The 23,842-nt window shown below is 65.5% G+C and carries 22 protein-coding genes; 9 read left to right on the top strand and 13 right to left on the bottom strand.

Annotation, left to right across the window (positions count from 1 at the left end; translation table 11 throughout):
- Positions 1-2: 2 nt before the first annotated feature.
- From I6F36_RS35220 to ggt, 3 genes are all read right to left on the bottom strand, one after another.
- Positions 3-1,019, bottom strand: coding sequence for a xanthine dehydrogenase family protein subunit M (locus I6F36_RS35220; protein WP_225173032.1), 1,017 nt, complete (start codon positions 1,017-1,019; stop codon positions 3-5).
- 4 nt (positions 1,020-1,023) lie between these two features.
- Complete coding sequence (locus I6F36_RS35215) at positions 1,024-1,638, bottom strand: (2Fe-2S)-binding protein (RefSeq protein WP_225158257.1); 615 nt, start codon at positions 1,636-1,638, stop codon at positions 1,024-1,026.
- A 167-nt stretch (positions 1,639-1,805) separates the two neighbouring features.
- Complete coding sequence (ggt, locus tag I6F36_RS35210; RefSeq protein WP_225173031.1) at positions 1,806-3,392, bottom strand: gamma-glutamyltransferase; 1,587 nt, start codon at positions 3,390-3,392, stop codon at positions 1,806-1,808.
- A 196-nt stretch (positions 3,393-3,588) separates the two neighbouring features.
- On the opposite strand from ggt, the gene I6F36_RS35205 reads away from it, so the two are divergent.
- On the top strand, positions 3,589-4,356 hold the full coding sequence (locus I6F36_RS35205) for a rhodanese-related sulfurtransferase (RefSeq protein ID WP_225138970.1): 768 nt from the start codon (positions 3,589-3,591) through the stop codon (positions 4,354-4,356).
- The gene (locus tag I6F36_RS35200; protein WP_036024763.1) at positions 4,346-4,564 is read left to right on the top strand and encodes a SlyX family protein; all 219 of its coding nucleotides are present in this window, start codon (positions 4,346-4,348) and stop codon (positions 4,562-4,564) included. The genes I6F36_RS35205 and I6F36_RS35200 overlap by 11 nt, the downstream gene beginning before the upstream one ends.
- A gap of 6 nt (positions 4,565-4,570) precedes the next feature.
- On the opposite strand, the gene I6F36_RS35195 is transcribed toward I6F36_RS35200, so the two are convergent.
- Together I6F36_RS35195 and I6F36_RS35190 are read right to left on the bottom strand one after the other, a co-directional pair.
- Positions 4,571-6,472, bottom strand: a complete 1,902-nt coding sequence (locus tag I6F36_RS35195) for a diguanylate cyclase (protein ID WP_036013907.1) — start codon at positions 6,470-6,472, stop codon at positions 4,571-4,573.
- A 174-nt stretch (positions 6,473-6,646) separates the two neighbouring features.
- Positions 6,647-6,862, bottom strand: a complete 216-nt coding sequence (locus tag I6F36_RS35190) for a hypothetical protein (RefSeq protein ID WP_036013926.1) — start codon at positions 6,860-6,862, stop codon at positions 6,647-6,649.
- 106 nt (positions 6,863-6,968) lie between these two features.
- Between I6F36_RS35190 and hemE the strand changes: the two genes are divergently transcribed.
- Complete coding sequence (hemE, locus tag I6F36_RS35185; protein ID WP_225136286.1) at positions 6,969-8,003, top strand: uroporphyrinogen decarboxylase; 1,035 nt, start codon at positions 6,969-6,971, stop codon at positions 8,001-8,003.
- 264 nt (positions 8,004-8,267) lie between these two features.
- Here the strand turns inward: hemE and hemC are convergent, their stop codons facing one another.
- From hemC to I6F36_RS35170, 3 genes are read right to left on the bottom strand one after another with little or no spacing between them, the layout of a single operon-like run.
- Positions 8,268-9,248: a hydroxymethylbilane synthase gene (hemC, locus tag I6F36_RS35180; protein ID WP_225148846.1), complete on the bottom strand. Its 981-nt coding sequence runs from the start codon at positions 9,246-9,248 to the stop codon at positions 8,268-8,270.
- 25 nt (positions 9,249-9,273) lie between these two features.
- Positions 9,274-10,899, bottom strand: coding sequence for a GMC family oxidoreductase (locus I6F36_RS35175; protein ID WP_036024751.1), 1,626 nt, complete (start codon positions 10,897-10,899; stop codon positions 9,274-9,276).
- 53 nt (positions 10,900-10,952) lie between these two features.
- A complete protein-coding gene (locus I6F36_RS35170) occupies positions 10,953-11,543 on the bottom strand; it encodes a TetR/AcrR family transcriptional regulator (protein WP_036024750.1) in 591 nt (196 codons plus the stop codon).
- A 101-nt stretch (positions 11,544-11,644) separates the two neighbouring features.
- On the opposite strand from I6F36_RS35170, the gene I6F36_RS35165 reads away from it, so the two are divergent.
- Positions 11,645-12,010: a nuclear transport factor 2 family protein gene (locus I6F36_RS35165; protein WP_036024749.1), complete on the top strand. Its 366-nt coding sequence runs from the start codon at positions 11,645-11,647 to the stop codon at positions 12,008-12,010.
- An 11-nt stretch (positions 12,011-12,021) separates the two neighbouring features.
- Here I6F36_RS35165 and I6F36_RS35160 read toward each other — a convergent pair whose 3' ends face one another.
- A complete protein-coding gene (locus tag I6F36_RS35160) occupies positions 12,022-13,032 on the bottom strand; it encodes a hypothetical protein (protein ID WP_225148847.1) in 1,011 nt (336 codons plus the stop codon).
- 149 nt (positions 13,033-13,181) lie between these two features.
- Here I6F36_RS35160 and I6F36_RS35155 point away from each other — a divergent pair, with 149 nt between their 5' ends.
- The 3 genes from I6F36_RS35155 to I6F36_RS35145 all read left to right on the top strand — a co-directional run bounded on the left by I6F36_RS35155 (position 13,182) and on the right by I6F36_RS35145 (position 16,862).
- Positions 13,182-13,796 (top strand): TetR/AcrR family transcriptional regulator, encoded by a 615-nt coding sequence (locus I6F36_RS35155; RefSeq protein WP_036024748.1) that lies wholly within the window; start codon positions 13,182-13,184, stop codon positions 13,794-13,796.
- Positions 13,797-13,868: 72 nt separating this feature from the next.
- Positions 13,869-14,729, top strand: a complete 861-nt coding sequence (locus tag I6F36_RS35150) for a DMT family transporter (RefSeq protein WP_036024747.1) — start codon at positions 13,869-13,871, stop codon at positions 14,727-14,729.
- A gap of 171 nt (positions 14,730-14,900) precedes the next feature.
- Complete coding sequence (locus I6F36_RS35145; protein ID WP_036024745.1) at positions 14,901-16,862, top strand: bifunctional diguanylate cyclase/phosphodiesterase; 1,962 nt, start codon at positions 14,901-14,903, stop codon at positions 16,860-16,862.
- Positions 16,863-17,027: 165 nt separating this feature from the next.
- On the opposite strand, the gene I6F36_RS35140 is transcribed toward I6F36_RS35145, so the two are convergent.
- The 4 genes from I6F36_RS35140 to pgm form a co-directional block, all read right to left on the bottom strand.
- Positions 17,028-18,008 (bottom strand): PDR/VanB family oxidoreductase, encoded by a 981-nt coding sequence (locus I6F36_RS35140; protein WP_036024744.1) that lies wholly within the window; start codon positions 18,006-18,008, stop codon positions 17,028-17,030.
- 11 nt (positions 18,009-18,019) lie between these two features.
- The gene (locus I6F36_RS35135) at positions 18,020-18,772 is read right to left on the bottom strand and encodes a GntR family transcriptional regulator (protein WP_036013918.1); all 753 of its coding nucleotides are present in this window, start codon (positions 18,770-18,772) and stop codon (positions 18,020-18,022) included.
- Between the two features lie 3 nt (positions 18,773-18,775).
- Entirely contained in the window at positions 18,776-19,825 is a 1,050-nt protein-coding gene (locus I6F36_RS35130; protein ID WP_036013919.1) for an aromatic ring-hydroxylating dioxygenase subunit alpha, read from the bottom strand.
- A gap of 194 nt (positions 19,826-20,019) precedes the next feature.
- Positions 20,020-21,666 (bottom strand): phosphoglucomutase (alpha-D-glucose-1,6-bisphosphate-dependent), encoded by a 1,647-nt coding sequence (pgm, locus tag I6F36_RS35125; protein ID WP_225173030.1) that lies wholly within the window; start codon positions 21,664-21,666, stop codon positions 20,020-20,022.
- Between the two features lie 164 nt (positions 21,667-21,830).
- Here pgm and I6F36_RS35120 point away from each other — a divergent pair, with 164 nt between their 5' ends.
- Positions 21,831-22,967 carry a S9 family peptidase gene (locus I6F36_RS35120; RefSeq protein WP_225173029.1) on the top strand — a complete coding sequence of 379 codons (1,137 nt, stop codon included), beginning with the start codon at positions 21,831-21,833 and terminating at the stop codon, positions 22,965-22,967.
- The gene (locus tag I6F36_RS35115; protein WP_225173028.1) at positions 22,903-23,790 is read left to right on the top strand and encodes a transglycosylase SLT domain-containing protein; all 888 of its coding nucleotides are present in this window, start codon (positions 22,903-22,905) and stop codon (positions 23,788-23,790) included. The genes I6F36_RS35120 and I6F36_RS35115 overlap by 65 nt, the downstream gene beginning before the upstream one ends.
- The last annotated feature ends 52 nt before the right edge of the window (positions 23,791-23,842 follow it).

The following is a 23,842-nucleotide window of genomic DNA, read 5'->3' as shown; positions in this document are numbered from 1 at the left end:
GGTCAGATCTCCATCGTTACGGCCTGCTGGAGCGCGCGTGCCACGACACGCTTGCCGAGCGCAATCTTGAAGCTGTTGTGCCGGCGCCCGCGGGCGTCTGCGAAAGCTGCATCGGCGACGCGCTGTGCCAGAGCTTCGTCGAACCTCTGTCCCTTCAACAGCGCCTCGGCCTCACGCGCCCGCCACGGCACGGTGGCGACGCCACCGAGCGCGACGCGCGCGTCGCGGATCGTGCCGTCCTGGACGTCGAGCGCGATGGCGGCTGACGACAGCGCGAATTCGTAGGATTGCCGGTCGCGGGCCTTCAGATACACGGAGCGTGGCCAGCGGCCGGAGATCGAGAACGCCGAGATCAGCTCGCCGGGCTGAAGCGCAGTCTCGATGTCGGGCGTGCTGCCTGGTGCCCTGTGAAGCTGCGCGAACGGCATGCTGCGCGTACCGGCCTTGCCGGTGATCTCGATCATGGCATCGAGCGCGATCAGCGCCTGCGCGAAATCGCCAGGATACGTCGCGATGCACTGATCGGAGGTCCCGAGCACCGCATGAATGCGATTGACGCCGTCCATTGCGGCACAGCCGGAGCCTGGATTGCGCTTGTTGCAGTTCTCATAGGAGACATCGCGGAAGTAGTTGCAGCGCGTCCGCTGCATCACGTTGCCGCCGAGCGTTGCCATGTTGCGCAGCTGGGCGCTCGCGGCGAGCTTCAGCGAATCCGCGATCACGGGATAGCTGCGCTGGATCTCGGCGTGCGCGGCGACGTCGGACATCTTGGCGAGCGCGCCGAGGCGCAAGCCGTCGCCGCCTGGCGCGATCGCCGACCAGGCGGGGGCCAGCGGATTGATGTCGACGATCGCGGTGGGTCGCATCACGTCGAGCTTCATCAGATCGATCAGGGTGGTGCCGCCGGCAAGCGGCTGCGCCGCCGCCTTCGTCAGCGGATTGTTTGCAGCTGCGGCGACGCCGAGCGCCTGCACGGCCATATCGGGGTCTGATGCTCTCTGATACGAAAACGGTCGCATGCGCCTAGCCTTTCATGATCTCGGGCGCGGCCTGCTTCACGGCAGCGACGATATTGGGATAGGCGGCACAGCGGCAGATGTTGCCGCTCATGTATTCGCGGATGTCGGCCTCGCTGCCGGCATGGCCCTCCTTCACGCACGCGATCGCCGACATGATCTGACCGGGCGTGCAATAGCCGCACTGGAACGCATCGTTGTCGATGAAGGCCTGCTGCATCGGATGCAGGCGGTCGTCGGTGGCGAGGCCCTCGATCGTCGTGATCTCCTGGTCCTCGGCGGCGAGTGCCAGCGTCAGGCACGATAGCACACGGCGATCGTCGATCAGCACCGTGCAGGCGCCGCACTGGCCGTGGTCGCAGCCCTTCTTGCTGCCGGTGAGCTTGAGATGTTCGCGTAAGGCATCGAGCACCGTGGTGCGCGCATCGATGGTCAGGCGCTTGTCCTTGCCGTTGACGCGCAGCGTGACCTCGACGGGAAGCGACGGATCCTGCGCGGCCGGCGCCCGGGCATCCTCCGACGCCGCGCGCGCCGTGATCGGGATCAGCGCGCTGCCCGCCGCGCCGGTCATGAAGGCGCGCCGGTCGAATCCGGATGATCTGGAACCTGGTTTGTCGGGCATGGCAGGCCTCCGCCGCTGATCTGCAAAGCAGCGCACGCCTGCACCGCTCATCGCCCCTTAACCTGGAGCAATGGGCGCAGTTCCGGATGAGAGAAGGGCGGCGCAGCAAATGCCGCGCCGCCCTTCGTCAACTTTTCCTGATTTCGCGTGGGGAACTGCGCCGGCGATCAATAACCCAGCGCGCAGCCGTCCTTGCGCGGATCGGAGCCGCCGGTGAGCGTGCCCTTGTCCCAATCGATCCAGATCGCCTGGGCGCCGCCGAGCGGGCCGACCACGCTGGTGGTCTTGTGGCCGAGCTTCTTCAGGCCCTCGACGACGGCCGCCGGCACGCTGTCCTCGAGCTGATACTGTCCCTCGTAGTGCAGGCCGCGCGGCATGTCGATCGCTTCCTGCACGTCGCAGCCGTAGTCGAGGATGTTGGTCAGGAGATGAGTCTGGCCCGTCGGCTGGTACTGGCCGCCCATGACCGCGAACGACATCGTGGAACGGCCGCCCTTGGTGAGCAGGCCCGGCATGATCGTGTGCAGCGGGCGCTTGCCGCCTTCGATGCAATTGGGATGGCCCGGCTGGATTCGGAAGCCGCCGGCGCGATTCTGGAACAGGACACCGGTCTTGTTCGAGACAATCGCCGAGCCGAAGGAATGCGCAACCGAGTTGATGAACGAGCAGACGTTGCGGTCCTTGTCCACGACCGTGATGTAGATGGTCGAGGGATTCATCGGCGGCGCGACGTTCGGCAGGTCGAGCATGCCGTCCAGGCGGATCTTGCTGATGTACTCGTCGGCAAAGCCCTTCTCGAGCATCTCGGCGACGTTGATCTTCATGTGCTCGGGAGAGGCGACATGCATCTCGCGGTTCATGTAGGCGATGCGCGCCGCTTCCGCTTCGAGATGGAAGCGCTCGACGCTCACGGGCGCGTACTTGGTCAGATCGAACTGCGACAGGATGTTGAGCATCAACAGCGCGGTGACGCCCGGGCCGTTCGGCGGGCACTGCCAGACGTCATAGCCCTTGTACATGGTGCCGATCGGCGTGGTCACTTCGGTCGTGTGCGCGGCGAAATCGTCGAGCGTGTGCAGGCCCGCGATGCCCCTGAGGGTCTCGACCATGTCCTCCGCGATCTCGCCCTTGTAGAACGCGTCGCGGCCGTCCCTGGCGATCGCGCGCAGCGTCTTGCCGAGCTCGGCCTGGCGAATGACGTCGCCGGCGACCGGCGGCTGGCCGCCCGGCAACAAATAGCGCACGGTGTTGGTACCGTTCTTCAGCTTCTCGAACTGGTTCTTCCAATCGAAGGCAATGCGGGGCGCGACGACGTAGCCCTCCTCGGCCGCCTTGATCGCGGGCTGGAGCAGCCGGTCGAAGCCGAACTTGCCGTGATCGCGCAGCACGGTCGCGAAGGCATCGATCACGCCAGGGATCGAGACCGCATGCGCCGAGGTGAGCGGCACGGAATTGATCTTGCGTTCGAGATACCAGTCGGCATTCGCCGCCTTTGGCGCGCGGCCGGAGCCGTTATAGGCGACGATCTTGCCCTCGCCCCGCGGCTGGATCAGCGCAAAGCAATCACCGCCGATGCCGGTCGATTGCGGCTCGATCACGCCGAGCAGGGCCGAGCCGGCAACCGCCGCGTCCACCGCGGTGCCGCCCTCGCGCAGCACCTCGATCGCGGCGAGCGAGGCCTGCGGATGCGAGGTCGCCACCATCGCGTTGGTGGCGTGGACCGTGGACCTGCCGGGGAAATGGAAGTTTCTCATCGAATGTCTTGCTCTCTTGGCCGTCGGCGCGGTTGGCGCGCCATCTCGAAAACCGCGTCTACATGACACATTCCCGCCCCGCGGGGCAATGCTGGCATACCAGGAAAATGGCTGCCATCCGCTGGGCGTATGGACCTTTTGCAAGCTTTTGCGATGCGGGTTTTCCGGGCGCGGGCCGCCTGCTAAACGAACGGCCATGACGTCCAGCAATACGCCTTACAAGGTCTGCGCCTTCTATCAATTCGTCGCCCTCCCGGATTACCGCGAGCTGCGCGAGCCGCTGCGCGCCTGCTGCGCCGGTCTTGGGCTGAAGGGCAGCGTGTTGCTGGCGCAGGAGGGCATCAACGGCACGGTCGCCGGCGCACCGGAGGCGATCGACGCCTTCGCTCATGAGCTCGCACGCGGCGACATGTTCGGCGGCAGGCTCGACAATCTCGAATTGAAATTCTCCGCCGCGGAGGCGATGCCGTTCGGACGGCTGAAGGTGCGGCTGAAGAAGGAGATCGTCACCCTGGGCGATGCGGCCGCCGATCCGACGCGTCAGGTCGGCACCTATGTCGATCCGCACGAATGGAACGCGCTGATCGCAGCACCCGATACGCTCGTGCTCGACACCCGCAACGCCTTCGAGGTCGCGATGGGCACGTTCGAGGGCGCGCTCGATCCCGGCATCAAGAGCTTCGGCCAGTTCAAGGACTTTGCCGCCGAGCGGCTCGATCCGGCACGGCACCGCAGGATCGCGATGTTCTGCACCGGCGGCATCCGCTGCGAGAAGGCGAGCGCGCATCTGCTCGCGCGCGGCTTTGGCGAGGTCTATCACCTCAAGGGCGGCATCCTGAGATATCTGGAAGAGGTGCCGGAGGCGGAGAGCCGCTGGCGCGGCGAATGCTTCGTGTTCGACGAGCGCGTGGCGCTCGGCCACGGCTTGCGCGAGCGAAACAAGGACGTAACGCGTGACGAATGAGATCAAGACGCTGAGCGAGCGCATCGACACGCTGGAGACGCGCCTCGCCTATCAGGACGATACGATCGAGACGTTGAACCAGACCATCACCGCGCAGTGGAAGCAGATCGACAGGCTGACGCGGCAGATCACCGAGCTCAATGCTCGGCTGCAGGACGCCGAGGCAAATGCGCCGGGGCCTGCCAACGAGCCTCCGCCGCATTATTGAACGGTGTTACTGGCCGGACGCCTTGGGCAGCAGATCCATGACCTCGCCGGACATTACCAGGCGGTTGCGGCCTGCGGCCTTGGCGGCATAGAGCGCCCGGTCGGCAGCTTCGACCAGCGCAGCGACCCCCGCGGTTCGTTCGAACGCCGGCCGGCAGGCTGCGCCGCCAAGCGAAGCGGTGACGCATCCAGCCGCCTCATTGCTGCCATGCGCGAGGCCGGCCTCGTGAATGGCGTTGCGGATCCGTTCGCCGATCCGGGCGCAGCCGGCGGCATCGATGTTCGGCAGCAGCATGGCGAATTCCTCACCGCCGTAACGCGCCGCCAGATCGCCGGCGCGCTGCGCTTCGGCCGCGATGATCTTGGCGATCAGGCGCAGGCAGGCATCGCCCGCGGGATGGCCATATTCGTCGTTGTAGGCCTTGAAGTGGTCGACATCGATCATCAGCAAAGCAAGGCTGGAGCGGTCGCGATAGGCACGCGCCCATTCCTCCTTTAGGCGCTCGTCGAAGCGGCGGCGATTGGCAAGGCCGGTGAGGCTGTCCTCGATCGCCAGCGTCTCGAGCCTGGTTTCCAGCCTCTTGTGCTCGGTGATGTCGCGGGAGATCGCGACCACGCCATCGACCTGGCCATTGTCCTTGCGCGTCACCCGCATGGTCGATTCGAGCCAGATCTCGCCGTTCTGCCGATGCGAGTTGCGGTAGGTGAGACGCGCCTCCTCCTTCTCACCGCGCTTCATCGCGTCGACGATCGCCTGGACTTCCGGCAGGTCCTCCGGATTGATACCCGCAAGAGCCGGCGTGCCGATCAGTTGATTGGGACGCCAGCCGACGATGCGGACCGACGAGGGCGAGACATAACGCAGTCGCTCATCGAGGCCGATCCGCGTCACCATGTCGCTGGAGCCTTCGGCGAGCAGGCGGAAATGCGCCTCCGTCTCGGTCAGCGCGACAGCCATGCGCTGGCCGCGCTGCAACTGCCGCACCAGCACGCCGCCGATGACTGCGATCAGCATCACCAGCGCGAACACGTAGAGCATGCGGGAGATCGCCGCCGCGCGCCACGGCGCGAGCAGCTCGTCCTTGTCGACGGTGGCGAGCAGGAGGAGCGGGAACCGACCGCTGCGATTGAAGAAGCTGACGCGTTCGACACCGTCCAGCGACGAGGTGAAATGATGGGCGCCGCTCGGCCGTTGCAGGCTCGGCTCGCGGAACAACGGCTTGTCGGCGACGCTGCGCCCGACGAATGTCTCGTTGCTGGGATTGCGCGCGACGATCAGTCCGTCGCCATGCGCCAGTGACACGGAGCTGTTGCGGCCGATCTCGAACTGCTTGTAGAAGTGCGACAGATAGTTCGAGCTGATGGTCGCGAGCACCACGCCGCCGAAGCTGCCGTCCTGCTTGCTGAAGCGGCGTGACAGGGTGACGACCCATTCGCCGTCCAGCAGGCTCTTCACGGGACGGCCGACATGGGCCTCGCGCTTCGGCGAGAGCTGGTGATGTCGGAAGAAGGCATCGTCGCTGAAGGTCGTGCCGATCGTACCGGGTGAGGTCAGCCAGTTGCCCTGATCGTCGATGATGGCGAGGCTGTGAATGCGCGCGATCGCCTTCTTGCGCACATCCAGCAAGGTACGCAGCTTCGCGATCGTGACCGGTGCGGTGCCGTCCATCTCCAACCGGCTGACCACGCCGACGACACCGGAATCCAGGAGATCGAGGCTGTCTTCGGCATGCTGGGTCAGCGAACGGGCCACGTTCGCCATCTCCATCTCGGCGGCCTTGAGCACCGCATCGCGTGCCGTCCATTCACGCCAACCGCTGACGCCGAGGATCGTCGCGCAGGTCAGCGCCACGAAGGCCGCCGCGCGCAGCGGCAGGCGGCTCCATCCGGCTCGTTGGGTAGCGCTCATGTGGCAGGGTTCTCCGATCGTTCGGAAACCTCTGCCGCTTCTGTTATTTAATTCTGAAATCGCTACCGGACTACGCGGCGGTTTCCGCCCTTTCCAGTAGTCTTACGGACGCGGCGATCGGTGCATCGCTAACAAGATATTAGCGGGCCGATCGGAATCCGGCGCCCGCCGCCGCTAGCTGAAGATGGCCTTGACCTTGGCCCAGAGCGAAGGATGCTCGGCATCGGCGTCGGCCTTCGAGGGCGTCGGCTGCGCCACGCTCACGGGATCGGACGCTGGGAACGTGTCCCTCAGCCCGTCGTCGAGCTTGGACTGCCGATCGGCAGCGAGCGCCTCGCGCAGGTCTTCGGCGTGCTTGTCGTGCGGCGCGGGATTGAATGTCTCAGCCATGATCTCCTCCATTGGCTGGTCAACGCGGCCCGATCATCCAGGTTCCCCTGTTCCGCTGCGGGCCGCGGCGGTGTATCAGGAAGCACAACCTGCTTCAGGACCATTCGTGCCCCAGTCTTCGACGAAACCCTTCATCGACGTCCTCTCCGGCCAGCACCAAGCTGTCCCGCCCATGTGGATGATGCGCCAGGCCGGGCGCTACCTGCCGGAATATCGCGAGGTGCGCGCCAAGGCGGGCGGCTTCCTCGACCTCTGCTTCAACCCGGAGCTTGCCGCCGAGGTCACGCTGCAGCCGATCCGAAGGTTCGGTTTCGATGCGGCGATCATCTTTTCCGACATCCTGGTGATCCCCTATGCGCTCGGACGTTCGGTGCGGTTCGAGGTCGGCGAGGGCCCGCGGCTCGAGCCGCTGGACGATCCGGCCAAGGTGGCGACGCTGGCGCCGCGCGCCGATTTCGGCAAGCTCGAGCCGGTGTTCGACGCGTTGAAGATCGTGCGCGGCGCGCTCGATCCCAGGACCGCGCTGATCGGCTTCTGCGGCGCACCGTGGACGGTGGCGACCTACATGGTCGCAGGCCACGGCACGCCGGACCAGGCGCCGGCCCGGATGATGGCGTACCGGCATCCGGAAGCTTTTTCGCAGATCATCGACGTCCTGGTCGAGAACTCTATTCAGTATCTGCTGGCACAGCTCGACGCCGGGGCCGACGCGTTGCAGATCTTCGACACCTGGGCCGGCGTGCTGCCGCCGACCGAGTTCGCGCGCTGGTCGGTCGAGCCGACGCGGCGCATCGTCGAGGGCGTAAGGGCCAAGGTGCCGGACGCGAAGATCATCGGCTTCCCGCGCGGCGCGGGAGCGCAACTGCCCGGCTATGTCGAAGCGACCGGCGTCAATGCCGTCAGCATCGACTGGACCGCGGAGCCCGCCTTCATCCGCGAGCGGGTGCAGAGCAAGGTCGCGGTGCAGGGCAACCTCGATCCACTGGTGCTGATCACGGGCGGCGCCGCGCTCGATGGCGCGGTCGACAACGTGCTGGCCAATTTTGCTGCCGGGCGGCTGATCTTCAACCTCGGCCACGGCATCCAGCCGGAGACGCCGATCGCCCATGTCGAGCAGATGATCCGGCGCGTGCGGGGGTGAGGGCCGTCTATCCACGTCGTCATGGCCGGGCTTGTCCCGGCCATGCACGCCTTGCCATGCGACGCGAAGAACGTGGATGCCCGGGACAAGCCCGGGGATGACGAGCCGTTGTGATCGGGTCTTGCAAAAAGTGCAAAAAACAACCCCATGCACAGTAGGCAAGTCGTTGAAAATATTAGGCGGGCATGACTCGCCCGTGCGTTTTGACTTGTCGGGCAAAACAGGTGCAAAATGACGTCATCAGAGATCGTGATTTCGGCATGCTTACCGCGGCCGGCTGCGCTCGATGATCTCCGCCGCACCCTTCGTCAGCAGGTCCAATCCCACCGCGCGGCCGAGCTCGCGCGGACGGTTGGCCGGCCCCGTATGCGAGGCTTCGATGATGGTGTTGCCGGAGAGATCGAGCACCGAGGCGGTGAGCGACATCCGATCGCCCGTGATGGTCGAGAAGCCCGCCACCGGTGAATTGCAGTGGCCGTTGAGCACCCACAGCACCTCGCGCTCGGCGTCGGCGGAGGCGTGCGCAGCGGAGTCGTCGATCGACGACAGGATCTGCCGCGTCTGCCAATCCTGCGCGGCGCATTCGACCGCGACGATGCCCTGCCCTGCCGCCGGCAACATCTCCACTGCTGTGAATTCGTACGCGATGCGGTGGGACAGGCCGACGCGATCGAGGCCCGAGCGCGCCATGATCAGCGCATCGGCGGGCCCCACAGCGCCGCCATCCGGCAGGCGCTGTCTCTCGCCATTGTCGAGCTTGCGCACGCGCGTGTCGGCGGCGCCACGGAAGTGGATCACCTCGACATCAGGGAACAGCCGCCGCGCATAGGCTGCACGGCGCACCGCGTTGGTGCCGATCTTGAAACCCTTGCCGCGGGACTGCCGCAGCGCCTCCAGCGTCACATCCTCGCGCAGCACCAGCGCATCACCAGGCGGATCGCGCGACAGCGTGGCACCGATGACGAGACCCGGCGTGTCCTCGTTACCAGGCATGTCCTTTAACGAATGCATCGCCGCCTGGAGCTCACCCGACAGCACGGCGGCGCGGATCTGCGCCACGAAGGCGCCGCCTTTGCCGCCATGCGGCAGCAGCTTGCTGGTCTGGTCGAGATCGCCCGTGGTATCGAATTTGACGATCTCGACGTCGAGACCGGGCACCGCGGCGGTCAGGCGGCGCGCAATCTCTTCCGTCTGTGCCAGCGCCATGGCGCTCTTGCGTGTGCCGATCTTCAGTCGCGTAGCCAAGTCCAAATCCTTTCAAAGCGCGAATTTAACGCGCATCCTCCAATATCATGTCGGAGGCCTTTTCGGCGATCATGATGATCGGCGCATTGGTGTTCCCTGACACCAGATCGGGCATGACCGAGCCGTCGACGACACGCAAGGCTTCGAGTCCCCTCACCTTCAGCCGCTGATCGACCACCGCGAGCGCGTCATTGCCCATACGACAGGTCGAGGTCGGATGATAGATGGTGCTGCCGCGTTCGCGGCAGTAATCCAGGATCTCGGCATCCGAAGATACCTCCGCGCCGGGGTCGTACTCGCTGACCACGAACGGTTTCAGCGCCGGAGCGTTCAGGATCTTGCGCAAGATCTTGATGCCCTCGACGTTGGTGGTGCGATCGGTCTCGGTCGACATGTAGTTGATGCGGATTTCCGGCGGCACGGCCGGGTCGGCACTCTTGATGCGGAGGGAACCGCGACTTTCAGGACGGAGCTGGCAAACCGAAGCGGTGAAGCCGGAGAAATCGTGCAGCTTCTCGCCCATCTTGTCGGTCGAGAACGGCAGGAAATGAACCTGGATGTCGGGCGAGGCGAGGCGCGGACTGGTCTTGAAGAAGGCGCCCGCCGTGCCGGCTGCGATCGTCAGCCATCCCTTGCGAAACAGCGCATAGCGTGCGCCGGCCATGGTGCGGCGAAGCGGATGATTGATGGTGTCGTTGAGCGTGATCTTCTGCGAGCAGCGCATGACGATGCGGACCTGCATGTGATCCTGCAGATCATGCCCCACGCCGGCAGCATCGAGCACCACCTCGATGCCATGCTTGCGCAGGAGATCGCCGGGCCCGACGCCGGAGAGCTGAAGCAGCTGCGGCGAGTTGTAGGCGCCGCTCGACACGACGACTTCCCGCCGCGCGCGGGCGCGGCGCAAGGTGGCGCCTTGCCGGTATTCGACGCCTGCGGCTCGGCGCCCTTCGAACAGGATGCGCTGAGCGTGGGCGGAGGTCTCGATCTTCAGATTGCTGCGCGCCTTCGCGGGACCGAGATAGGCCACCGACGTCGAGGCGCGCCGGCCGTTGCGCGTCGTGGTCTGAAACAGACCGACGCCTTCTTGGGTCGCGCCGTTGAAATCAGGATTGTAGGGCAGACCGCTCTCGACGGCAGCGTCGATGAAGGCCTTCGACAGCGGATCGGTCACGATCATGTTGGACACCGGCAGCGGCCCGCCCGTGCCGTGATACTGGTCGGCGCCGCGCGACTGGTTCTCGGCCTTCTTGAAATAGGGCAGCACGTCGTCATAGCCCCAGCCGGTGTTGCCGAGCTGGCGCCAGCGGTCGTAGTCCTCGTGCTGGCCGCGGACATAGAGCAGGCCGTTGATCGAGCTCGATCCGCCCAGCGTCTTGCCGCGCGGCTGGAACACCTGGCGACCCTTCAGCTCCGGCTCCGGCTCGGTCTGGTACATCCAGTTGACGCTCTTCTCCTTGAACAGCTTGCCGTAGCCGAGCGGGACGTGGATCCAGATGTTGGAATCCTTCGGGCCGGCCTCGAGCAGCAGCACGCTGTACTTGCCGTTCGCCGAGAGCCTGTTGGCGAGCACGCAGCCGGCGGAGCCGGCGCCGACGATGATGTAGTCGAATTCGGGATCGGTGGGTGTGAGGGCGGAATTTGCGTTCATGCGCTACTGTTCTTCTTGTTAGAGCGGGCGTTTCGAGTTTGTGAGTAGCACACTCAGGCCTTGACGCGCAGCGCCTCGACCAGCGACTTGAACGCACGGGCATATTCCGCGCCGGCCTTGGCGATATCGGCGCGGCCGGCGCAGGCGACCGCGGCCTCCGTCACCGCGCCGAGCAGCAGCCGCGCCAGCGGCTCGACCGGCTGCCGCGCGATCAGGCCGGCCTCCATCGCGGCGGAGAGCGCACGCGGCATCTTGCCGCCAAAGTGCTGCGCGTCGATCTCGCGCCAGCGCTCCCAGCCGAGCACGGCCGGCCCGTCACGCAGAATGATCTGGCCGGTCGGCCCCTTCGCGGTCGCGGCAAAGTAATGCTGGGTGCCGGCGACCATGGCGGCGAGCACGTCCTTCTCGGCGCGTGCCGTGCGGTCGATCTCGGCAACGAGGTCGCGCGACACCTGGTCGAACACAGCCTCAAACACCGCCTCCTTGGTCTTGAAGTGATGATAGACCGCGCCTTTGGCCACCGAAGCGCCTTCGGCAATGTCGTCCATAGTGGTCGCGGCAAAGCCTTGCGTCCCGAACAGGCGCCGCGCCGCCGTCAGGATCGCCTCCGATGTCGCCGCCCGCCGCTCCGCCTGTTTGGCCATAAGCTCTCGTCTAGTCGAATTCGCGAGAGCCGGCCAGTTGACTTTTCGACTATCGGTCGGTAATTACCGACTATCAGTCGGTTTTAAATTGTGAGGTCGCCATGCCGAGCCGTGAGATCGTCGAAGCCTTTACGAAGCGACTGGAGGATGGCGACTTCGTCGGCGCGATCCTCGACTACTACACCGCTGATACCGCGACCTATGAGAACCTCGCCGCGCCGGTGGTCGGGCGCGACAAGCTCGCGGATAAGGAGCGCGGCGTGCTGGCGGCGTTCAAGGAGGTCACGGCCGTGCGCCTCGGCCCGAGCCTGATCGATGGCGACGTCGTCGCCAGCCGCTGGAAGTTCTCCTTCACCGACGCCGAGGGCGCGACGCGGACGCTGGAGGAGATCGCATGGCAGACCTGGCGAGGCAATGAGATCATCGAGGAGCGCTTCTTCTACGATCCGAAGCAACTCGGACGCTGAGCGGGATTACCCTATCGGTACAGCATGACCACGGCCAGACCGACGAGAGGCGCAAGAAACTGAACGGCCTGCCACCGAGAGCCATCGATCGACCACCGTCCGTAGAAGACGGTGCCGCCGCGTTGGGATGGCGATGCCGGTTGATCCCGAAATGTCTTCCACCGCGCCTCGGCAGGCTCGAGAAAATCTTCCGCTTTGACCGCCATGTCGGCGCTGCTCAGCACCACCTGGATCGCCTCGCCTTTCGGCTGGAACATGGCCTCGGCCCCGGGTGGCGAGAAGAAGCTGCGCTTCGGGGCGATATGCTGCTCATAGAAGTTTTGACCGACCGTGACGGCCGCAGCGTATGGACTGACATACGGCACCCCCGAGATGCCGGGAACGACCAGATGGCCCACCCCGCGCACCTCCTGCCAGGGAATGAAGAGACCCTTGAGCCATGGCCTGTGAAAGTGGATGCCCGCGGAAGACATGGAGACGACCGCCCGATCCGCGTAGAAGTGCCGGTAAGCTGAAAACGCGATCCATCCGAAACCCAGATAGAGCAACATCCAGCCGAAAACGTTCAGCGATGGGTTCACGAGATGAGTCCAATAGAGACTGGGCATGGTGCCGACATAGCTGGAGCGGCCGCTTGGCCCGCCGACCAACACGCTGATCACACCGATCACGCCGGAGACGATGATCAGGACAAGGACACCGATCAACAACTCAAGCAGCAAGGGCAGGCCGGCCCGCCCGATCAGGCTCGTCAGGGCATAGCCTGCGAATGCCAGCCCCAGCAGAGCCACATAGACGACTGCCAAAACCGCTCCATTCTGGCCACGGCTCTCGGCGTGAACCGCGATCGCAAGGCCGGCGACGCAAGCCCACAGGGCCCAGGGGACCCGGTCCATCCGCCATTTGTCCATCGTGTATTCGACCGTTGCCGACACATCGGCTGAAGGCTCGCTCATGGACAGGCCCTCGGAATTTCGAACGCATCCGGTGCCGACGCGGCGCACGGTGGCCTGCCGGTCCACGAAACGTATCACGCGATCGAGGGGGCGTCTCGATCCGCTGACGAGAAGAAAACATCAGCGCAGATTCCGGTGTTGAGGTCCGGATAGGAGGCTGATGATCCCCGGAGCTTGGGCTTGTCATTTAATGACTGATCGGTCTATATATCGGCATGAGGCAAAATACTGCAACGCCGATGCCCCGTGGCCGGCCGCGAAGTTTCGACGTGGACGCTGCCGTCGAACGCGCGATGGATGTGTTCTGGTCGCGCGGCTATCACGCCACGGCGCTGCCCGATCTCCTGCGCGCGACCAGGCTGTCGCGGGGCAGCCTCTACGCCGCTTTCGGTGACAAGCATTCGCTGTTCTTGCGGGCGCTCGATCGTTACATCGCGGATGCCTTGGCGCGGATGGATGGCGAATTCGACCCCCGAAACGATCCGGTCGACGGCCTGCGGGCCTGCCTGGCCGGCTACGTCGAGCGCACCAGCGGAAGCAACGGCCGGCGCGGATGTCTCCTGGTGGCCACGGCCATGGAATTGGCTGGCGGAGATGCCGACGTCGGTCGACGCGTTGCGGGCTTCTTCAAGGCGATGGAGGCCAAAGTGACCGATGCACTGTCCCGCGCGAAAGCGGCGGGCAGGTTGGCCGATGGTGTTGAGCCCGCAACGGCCGCCCGGGTTCTCGTCTGTTTCGTTGAAGGGCTGCGCGTGGTCGGCAAGACGGCACCGGCACGGACCACATCGCAAGCGGCCGTCGACGCTCTCATCGGTCGTTTCGTCAGGTAAGCAACCCCGTGACGCCTGCGCTGATGGTGCGCCCATATTTGGACTGATCGGTCTTTAAAAAGGACATCCGCCATGTCTGCCATCCAGATCGTCTGCGCGATCGCCGTTCCCCTGATCTGGGGTTATCAGTTCGTGGCCATCAAAGTGGGCGTTGCGGAGTTTCCACCGCTCTTCTTCCTCGCACTGCGCTTTCTGGCCATTGCGCTGCTGCTTGTTCCGTTCGTGGACAGGCCCACGCGTCAACAGCTCGGCCCTGTCGCAGCTATTTCGCTCTTCCTTGGTGGACTGAATTTCGGGCTGTTCTACGTTGGCCTTGGGCTCGGCTCGGGAAGCATGTCGGCCGTCGCATACCAACTCGCCACGCCCTTCACCGTCCTGCTCGCATGGCTGCTGCTCGCGGAGAGACCGTCACTCGCCACCTGCGCCGGAGTGATGCTTGCTTTCGTCGGCGTGACGGTGTTGGCAGCGGAGCCTGACCAGTCCGCCAACCCGCTTCCGCTGCTGCTTGTAGTCGGAGCGGCTTTCGCCTTCGCGGTGTCCAACGTCTTGACGAAGCGTTATGGCCCCTTCGATCCCTTGATGTTGATGGGGTGGTCCTCGCTGCTCACGGTACCGCAGGTCATGTTGATGTCGCTGCTCCTTGAACATGGACAAGCGGCGAGCCTTGTGACGGCGGGCGAACTTGGCTGGCTGGCGCTCGCCTACACGATCTTCGCCGGGGGAATTGTCGGGTTTGGCCTCTGGTTCTGGCTGATCGCCCGTTGCTCGATGGTGCGCGTCGCGCCCTTCGGTCTGCTACTTCCGGTGTTTGCCTTGCTTTCGAGCGTACTGTTTCTCGGCGACCGGCTTACGCCCAAGCTGATCGTCGGCGGACTGCTCGCGATCTCCGGGGTCGCCATCGCCCAGCTGAGACCGCGCCCCCGCCCCCTTTGATGTCCGGCCTGTCGGGCATTTGTATCGATTTGTTATCGATACTGCGTGAAGAGCACGCAGAAGTGGTCGCGGCCGGCGCGGCAAGCGGGGATAATTCATAGTTCGTCAAAGGTTTACGGCGAATTCTCCGGATCGAGCCGAAAAGAACGGCCCGTGCTGCTAGGCTATTGAATGCGGACTCAAACGACCAGCTATGTCGCACGGCTGTTCGCCGGCGATCTGTCGGCCTTTGGCGGTCCCGCAACGGACGAGGCCGTGGCCGGGCATATCCGCGCCGAGCAGATGTCGCTGGTGCTCGGCTATTCGGTCGGCATCATGCTGGCCAATGCCTGCAACGCCATCGTGCTCGCCATCGCGCTGTGGCAGTCGCCGGACAGGATGCCCGCCCTGATCTGGGCGGCGGCTGTCGCCGCCGCCGCGATCGGATTTGGCCTGCAATCCCACGTCGCGCGCCGCATCACCAAGCCGCAATTCGTCTCGCGTCGCGCGATGTACCGGCTGGTGCGCAACGCCTTCATCCTCGGCGCCGCCTGGGGCATCGTCCCGGTCGCCTTCTTCGCCGACGCTTCCAGCGGCGGCCAGCTCGTCATTACCTGCCTGTGCGCGGGCATGCTGGCCGGCGGCGCGCTCGCCTTCGCCACCATTCCGATCGCGGCGATCGCCTTCACGGCGCCGATCTTCCTCGGCATCGCCATCTGCCTCGGCCAGAACGGCGATCTCGCCTTTCTCCTCATCGCCTTTCTCGTCGTGGTCTACGGCAGCGTCCTTTTGCGCGGCGTGTTCGTCAATTCGTTCTCGTTCGCCCGGCGCATGATGCGGCAGATCGAGGCCGAGCGCACGGTGCGGCTCGATCCCCTGACCCACCTGCCCAACCGCGTCGCCTTCAACGAAACGCTCGATGCCGCGCTCAAGCGGCTGGCGCTATCGGGCGAGGAATTCGCGGTGCTCCTGCTCGATCTCGACCGCTTCAAGGAGGTCAACGACCAGTTCGGCCATCCCGCCGGCGACGAATTCCTGGTCCAGGTCGCCAGCCGCCTGCAACGCTGCACGCGCGCCGCCGAGCACGTCGCGCGGATCGGCGGCGACGAGTTCGCGCTGGTGATGGCCAATCTGACACGGCCCGAGGATGCGCTCGAGATCGCCGAACGCTTCGTCGCGGCCTTCAGCGAGCCGTTCCAGATCGAGGGTCGCCAGATCGTCGGCGCGACGAGCGTCGGCATCGTGCTGGCGCCACGCGACGGCAACACACCGCTCGACCTCATGAAGAATGCCGACGCCGCGCTCTACCGCGCCAAGAAGGCGGGGCCGGGCACGGTCTGCTTCTTCGAACAGGCCGACGACAAATCGTCCCGCGAGCGCAAGGCGCTGCAAGCGGACCTCGCAGGCGCGATTGCGCGCAACGAGCTGTTCCTGGTGTTCCAGCCGTTCCTCGATCTCGGCACCAACCGGATCACCGGCTTCGAGGCGCTATTGCGCTGGCAGCATCCTTCGCGCGGGCTGGTGCCGCCGAGTGAATTCATACCAATCGCCGAGGAGACCGGGCTGATCCACGAGATCGGCGAATGGGTCATCCGCCGCGCCTGCGCGACGCTGGCGGATTGGCCCGAAGACATCAGGGTTGCCGTGAATTTCTCGGCCGCGCAATTTCACAACACGGCCATCCTCCAGACCATCGTGCAGGCGCTCGCCGAGGCCAGGATCGCCCCGCATCGGCTCGAGATCGAGATCACGGAATCGATGCTGCTGGCGAAATACGGTTCGGCCGCGACGGTCCTGAACGCGCTGCTGGAGCTCGGCGTCACCCTCGCGCTCGACGATTTCGGCACCGGCTTCTCCTCGCTGACTTACCTGCGCAAGCTGCCGTTCAGCCGCATCAAGATCGACCAGTCCTTCATCCGCGATATGCTGGTGCAGCCGGACTGCGCGGCCATCGTGAAATCGGTGATCTCGCTTGCGCGCGATTTGCGGATCGGCGTCGTGGCGGAGGGGGTCGAGACCGCCGACCAGCTCGAATATCTCAGGCAGATCAGTTGCGACGAGGTGCAGGGCTATCTCATCAGCCGGCCGGTGGCCGCGGACGGGGTGATGGCGCTGCTGGAGACGAAGAAGTACCGGGCGATTTACGCGGCGTAAGCACCAGTTTGGGATGCTCACGCTTCGACAGCGTCATGGCCGGGCATAGCCGTCCGAAGGACGGCGTCGCTTCCGCTCGCCTATGTCCCGGCCATCCACGCCTAACCTCACGCGGAAGAACGTGGATGCCCGGGACAAACCCGGGCACGATGACCTTTCCCAGTGTTAAACCGCATCCGCCCGCAGCAGCGTGTCCACCGTGATGGTGCCCCGCGCGCGGGAGACGCAGGCGCAGATCTTCTGGTTGCTCTGTTTCTGATGGTCGCTGAAGAAGACGTCGCGATGGTCGATCTCGCCGTCGACATCGACCACGTCGATGGCACAGAGGCCGCATTCGCCGCGCTTGCAATCGGATATCACCTCAAAGCCGCTGGCATTGAGCACGTCGAGCATCGAGCGCTCGCGCGGGATCTCGAGCTCGACACCGGAGTCTTTCAGGCGCACCCTGAACGTTTCGGTGGGCAGCGTGCCGCTGGAGCCGAACGTCTCGTAGCGGAGATCGGGGAGCGGATGGCCGGCGCCGATCCAGGCATGGCGTGCGGCGTCGAGCATGCGCATCGGGCCGCAGAACAGCGTCAGCGTGCCTTGCGGCAATGAGGCGAACAGCGCGTCGAGATCGAGCCGGCTGCCTTCCTCGCTGGCATGAACGACGAGGCGATCGCCAAGCATCGCGGCGAGATCGTCGAGATAGGCGGCCTCGCGGCGCGAGCGTACGGCATAATGCAGCGTGACATCCGCCCCGCGCCGCGCCAGCGCCTGCGCGGCGCCGAGGATCGGGGTGATGCCGATGCCGCCGGCAATCAGGCAATAATTCTCGCGAGTCCAATCCACCGCGAGCAGCGAGGCGGGCTGGGTGATGTCGAGCCGCGCGCCCGGCTGCAAGGACCACATGTAGCGGGAGCCGCCACGGGAATCCTTCGCGCGGCGCACAGCAATTCGGAGGCCGTGCGACGAGGCCTCGCCAACCAGCGAATAGGACCGCGTCTCCGGCAGGCCGTCGATGGTGACGCTGACATTGATGTGGCTGCCGACCGGATAGGCCGCGGCCTCGAACTGATCCGGCTTGATCAGGAATTCGCGGACGTTCGGGGTGAGATCGCGGGTGGCGACGAGCGTTGCTGGGGTCCAGGTCTCGATGAAGCGCATGGTGACTGCCCTCAATCGGTTGCGGTCTTGATCAGCGCGAGCGCCGGCAAGAGGTCGAGATGGGTGCGGTTGCGCAGCGCGAGCCGCAGGTTTCGCACCGCCAGCCGGGCATGCTCGCGCATGACGGCCTCGGCGCGCGCGCCTTCGCGGTTCTCGATGGCGTCGATCACGACGCGATGGTGCTCCTGGGCGATGATCAGGATCTGCTGTGCCTCCGGCAACGCCGATTGCGCCATCACGAAGCCGCTCGGCGAGGCAAACGGCAGCGCCGAGGCGCGGTCGATCTGCCGGATCAGCGGGGGGCTGCGCGACAGCTCCGTGAGCTGGGCGTGGAAGCGCGCATTCAGCGCGACGTAGGACGAGAAAGCATCGACCGAGATCGGGACCTGCCGCAGCAGCTCGTCGATCGCAGCGAGGCACTCCTTCAGCGGCTCGAGCTCGCGCGCAGAGACGCCGCGCTCGGCGGCAAAGCGCGCCGCCAGGCCTTCCAGCGTGCCGCGCAGCTCGATGGAATCGGAGATGTCGCGCTCCGAAAACGCCTTCACCATGAAGCCGCCGGAGGGGATCGCCTCCAACAGCCCCTCCTCCTCCAGCCGCACCAGCGCCATGCGCACCGGCGTGCGCGAGGCGCCTGTGGTCTCCACCGCCTGCAGCTCGGAGATGCGCTCGCCGGGGCGCAAGGCGCCCGACAGGATCTGGTCGCGCAGCGCGAGCTGCGCCTTCACGGTCTGCGAGATGGAGCGGTCGACCTCACGCTCGGCCATGTTCTACTCCGCGGCCTGAAGGTGCTTTGGGGCGTTTTCCTTCGCCACCATCCGATCGATCAGCTTGCGCGACCACATCGCGCCGGCGTCGATGTTGAGGTTGTAGAAGATGCGATCGGGGTTTTCGTCCATCGCGCGCTGCTGCGCTTCGAGGATCAGCTCGTCCTCGCGGAAGATGCCGGAGACGCCCTCGCGGATCTCGGTGGTGAGGCGCTGCTCACTGATCCGATAATTGCGGACGAAGGACCAGAAGTAATGACAGGTCTTCTCGGTCTCCGGCGTGATGGTGTTGAGCACGAAGCCGTTGACGCCCTGCGAGCGGTCGCCTTCCGGCGCACCGGTGCCCGTCGGCGCGACGCCGACGTCGATCGCGATGGTGCACGGCGCCTCGAAGCGGATGATCTGCCAGCGGTCGACGAGGCCGGGCTTGCCGAGCTGCTTGGCCCAGAACGGCGGCGGCTCGATGCCCCGCATCCAGCGCGTCACCGTCACCGTCTTCTCGCCATGGGTGACGTCGAACGGCGCCTCGGCGACGGCGTCATTGCCGATGGAGGAGCCGTGCACGAAGGTCTCGTGGGTGAGATCCATGAGATTGTCGAGCACGAGGCGGTAGTCGCAATTGACGTGGATGGTCTTGCCGTCGCCGGCCCAGGCCGGGTCGTGATTCCAGTGCATGTCGGGGACGAGCGCGGGATCGGCAAGTGCGGGATCGCCCATCCAGAGCCAGACGTAGCGGTGACGCTCGACCACGGGATAGGCACGCACGCAGGCCGAGGGGTTGATGGTCTCCTGCGAGGGCATGAAGGTGCAGCGCCCCTGCGCGTTGTATTTGAGGCCATGATAGCCGCAGACGACAGTGTCGCCTTCAAGCCGGCCCTTGGACAGCGGCACCAGGCGATGCCAGCAGGCGTCCTCCAGCGCGGTCACCGTGCCGTCGGCCTTGCGATACATCACGACATGCTTGCCGCAGATCGTCCGCGGCAGCAACGCCGCCTTGACGTCGGCGTCCCACGCCGCGGCGTACCAGGCATTCATGGGGAAGGGTTTTGTCATGTCTCACTCCCACGGCTTATGAATACGTTCTGTATACAATAGCTTGGGTGATGGAATTGTTCAAGATGGAATCAGCTCTACCTTAATACCTTTATCCTCGTGATTGTATACATAACGCGGGAATGACCGCGTCCGGCTCCGGCTCCGCTTACCCTCCCCTGGGGGGTAAGACAGCGGCGACCTCTCGGAACAACTTACGCCGCGAACACCTTGGCTAGGCCCGCCTGGGCTTCCTCCTGGATCCGTTTCAGGTGCTCGGGGCTGCGGAAGCTTTCGGCGTAGATCTTGTAGACGTCCTCGGTGCCGGACGGCCGCGCGGCGAACCAGCCGAAATCGGTTTCGACCTTGATGCCGCCGAAGGGCTGGCTGTTGCCGGGCGCCTTGCTCAGCGTCGCACGAACCGGATCGCCAGCGAGCTCCTTGAGGCCGAGCTGCTCTGGCGTGAGGGACTTCAGGATGTTCTTCTGCGGCCCGGTGGCGGCAACGTCGATGCGCGCGTAATGCGGCATGCCGAATTCGGCGGTGAGATCATTGAAGATCTGGCTGGGATCGCGGCCGGTCTTGGCCATGATCTCGGCAGCGAGCAGGCCGAGGATGACGCCGTCCTTGTCGGTGGTCCACACCGCGCCGTCGCGGCGCAGGAACGAGGCCCCTGCACTCTCCTCGCCGCCGAAGCCGAAGCCGCCGGTGACGAGGCCGTCGACGAACCATTTGAAGCCGACCGGCGTCTCCACCAGCTTGCGGCCGAGCTTTTTGGCGACGCGGTCGATGATCGAGCTCGACACCACGGTCTTGCCGATCGCCGCATCCTTGCCCCAGTCCGGACGGTGCGCGAACAGGTAGGAGATCGCGGTCGCCAGGTAATGGTTCGGATTCATCAACCCGCCGGTGCGCGTGACGATGCCGTGACGGTCGGCGTCGGTGTCGTTGGCAAAGGCGACGTCGAAGCGGTCGCGCATGCCGATCAGGCTCGCCATCGCGTAGGGCGAGGAGCAGTCCATGCGGATCTTGCCGTCCCAGTCCACCGTCATGAAACGGAAGGTCGGATCGATCGCCTCGTTCACGACATTGGCGTTGAGGCCATAGCGCTCGATGATCGGATGCCAGTAATGCACGGCGGCGCCGCCGAGCGGATCGATGCCGATCTTGACGCCGGCGGATTTGACGAGGTCCAGATCGACGACATTGCCGAGATCGGCGACGTAAGGCGTGACGAAGTCGTAGGCGTGGACATTCGCGGCCTTGCGCGCCCTCGAATAGTCGATGCGCTTCACGTCCTCGAGCTCGCCGGCGAGATAGGCGTTGGCGCACTTCTCGACGGCAGCGGTCACGTCCGTATCGGCCGGGCCGCCATGAGGCGGATTGTACTTGTAGCCGCCGTCCTCGGGGGGATTGTGTGACGGCGTGATGACGACGCCGTCAGCAAGACCAGAGGTGCGGCCCTTGTTATAGGTGAGGATCGCATGCGAGATGACGGGCGTCGGCGTGTAGCCGCCATCCTTGTCGATCATGACCTCGACGCCGTTGGCTGCGAACACCTCGACGGCGCTTGTAAGCGCCGGCTCGGCCAGCGCATGGGTATCGATGCCGATGAAGAGCGGGCCGGTCAGGCCCTTCTCTTTCCGGTAATCACAGATCGCCTGCGTGGTCGCGAGGATGTGGCCTTCGTTGAAGGTGTTCTTGAACGAGGTGCCGCGATGGCCCGACGTGCCGAACGCCACGCGCTGTGCCGGATCGGACGCATCCGGCTTGCCGGCGAAATAGGCCGTCACCAGCCGCGGAATATTGGTGAGCGCGTCCGGCGAGGCCTGCTTGCCCGCCGCGGGATGAACATCAGCCACTGGAATACCCTCGTCCTGTCGTGAGTGCGGGACACCATAGCATCGGCCAAGCCCCCGCCAAGGGCACAACACGCGCGAGGGGGAAGGCGTTCCTTGGAGGCGCTGCAGTCCCCATGAGCGGCCTTCGTGCTATGCTCGGCAGCACCGCCCTTTCGAATCGTCTGATGATCCCATCGCGCAAGCTGCTCGTGCTGATCGCCAGCCTCATCCTGGCCGGTGCACCGGCGCGCGCCGCGGAGTTCTACACCGAGGACCTGCGCATCCCGATGGCGGAGGCCGGACCGCAGGGGCTGGAGGCCTTTCTGGTCCGACCAGTCGGGACCAAGCGATATCCGCTGGCGCTGCTCAGCCATGGCTCGCCGCGCAAGTTCGAGGACCGCGCGACCATGTCGGCGCACAAATATTATGGCATCGCGCTGGAATACGCCCGGCGCGGCTTTGCGGCGCTAGTGGTGATGCGGCGCGGCTACGGCACCTCGCCGGGCGGGCGCGTCGACAGCGTCGGCGGTTGCGCAAAGGCCGCGTACCTGCCGGCGGCCGCCGTCGCGGTTGCCGATCTGCGCGCCGCGATCGATGCGATGGCGCACCGGGGCGACGTGACGACATCGGGCATGATCGCGGCCGGCCATTCCGCAGGCGGCCTTGCAACGGTGGCGCTGAGCGCACAGGCGCCGGCGGGCCTCGTCGCCGCGATCAATTTTGCCGGCGGCCGCGGCTCGCGCAACGACGACGATGTCTGCAATCCGGATGGGCTGGTGCAGGCCTTCGCCACCTTCGGCAAGACCTCGCACGTGCCCATGCTGTGGGTCTATGCCAGCAACGATTCCTATTTCGGTCCCGACCTCGCGCGCCGGCTCCATGACGGATTTCGCGCGGGCGGCGGCAATGCGAGGTTCGTCGCGGCGCCGGCTTACGGCGAAGACGGGCATTATCTCTATTCGGTCGCGGGCCGGCCGCAATGGACACCGTATCTCGACGCCTTCCTGCGCGAGCGCGGGCTCGGCCATGACCTCCTGAGCCTGCCCGATCCGCTGCCGCCGCCACGCCAGCTCAACGAGGCCGCGCGGGCCGAGTTCGCGCGCTATCTCGCCAGCCTGCTGCCGCACAAGGCCTTTGCGGTGTCGCCGAACGGCGGCTACGGCTGGCGCGCCGGACGGGCGACGACTGAGGAGGCCCGGCGCGACTCGCTGGCAGCCTGCATGAAATGGTCGCCCAGCTGCACGCTCTATGCGGTCGATGACCAGCTGGCGGAGCCGTCGCAGGCCAGATCCACCGACCAGAGCGCCCGCGCGCGACCGTGACGCACACACGCCTGAGGCCGGTTTGTTAACTCCGGCGCTCTATGACAAGCCCATGCTGCGGGATTGGGCACGCTTCATTCTCGGCGCGACGTGGAGGCACGTCGCGGTCGTCCTGCTCGTGTCGGCTCCGATCGGCGCACATGCGGCTGACGGCAGCAGCGAGCTCGGCGCCGGCGAAACGCCGTCGTCGCGGACCACGATCCGGAAGATCATCGAGAGGGAAACCAAGAGCACCAATCTGCCGGCCGATATCGCCGAGGCGGTCGTCTTCGTCGAAAGCGGCTACAACCCGGCGGCCATCGGCAGCGCGGGCGAAATCGGCCTGATGCAGGTGCGCCCCGAGACCGCGGCGATGCTGGGCTTCCGCGGCAGCAGCGCGGAGCTGGCCGAACCCGACGTCAACATCCATTACGGGGTGCTCTATCTCAGCCAAGCCTGGCGGCTTTCGGGCGGGGACCTCTGCCGCGCGCTGATGAAATACCGGGCGGGTCATGGCGAAGTGGAGATGAGCGCGCGGTCGCAGGTCTATTGCAACCGGGCCCGCAACCGGCTTGTCGCGATGAGCGCGATGCCGGGAGAACGCGAAGCTGCGGCTGCTCCGGATCCGGCGTCCACGGTTGCAGCTGCCGTTGCGGTTGCGGCTGCGGCGCCCGTGAAACCGGCGAGCCGCCCGAAGATGCCGGTGCAGCCGAAGGCGGTCTATGCCCGCTATCGTCAAGGCACCGCGGCCGCCAGCCGCGCCTATTGGGCGGCCCATGAGGCCAGGGTCAGCCGGATCAAGGCGCGCATCGAAGCACGTTCGAAGCGCGTCGCATCGCGCTGACGGCGATGTTGCTATTGTCTGAGCATGATCTTGCCGGAAAACCGCTGCACGC

This window comes from Bradyrhizobium sp. BRP19 (assembly GCF_020194195.1).
Classification (GTDB): domain Bacteria; phylum Pseudomonadota; class Alphaproteobacteria; order Rhizobiales; family Xanthobacteraceae; genus Bradyrhizobium; species Bradyrhizobium yuanmingense.
This window is presented reverse-complemented; position numbering and strand designations above follow the sequence as displayed.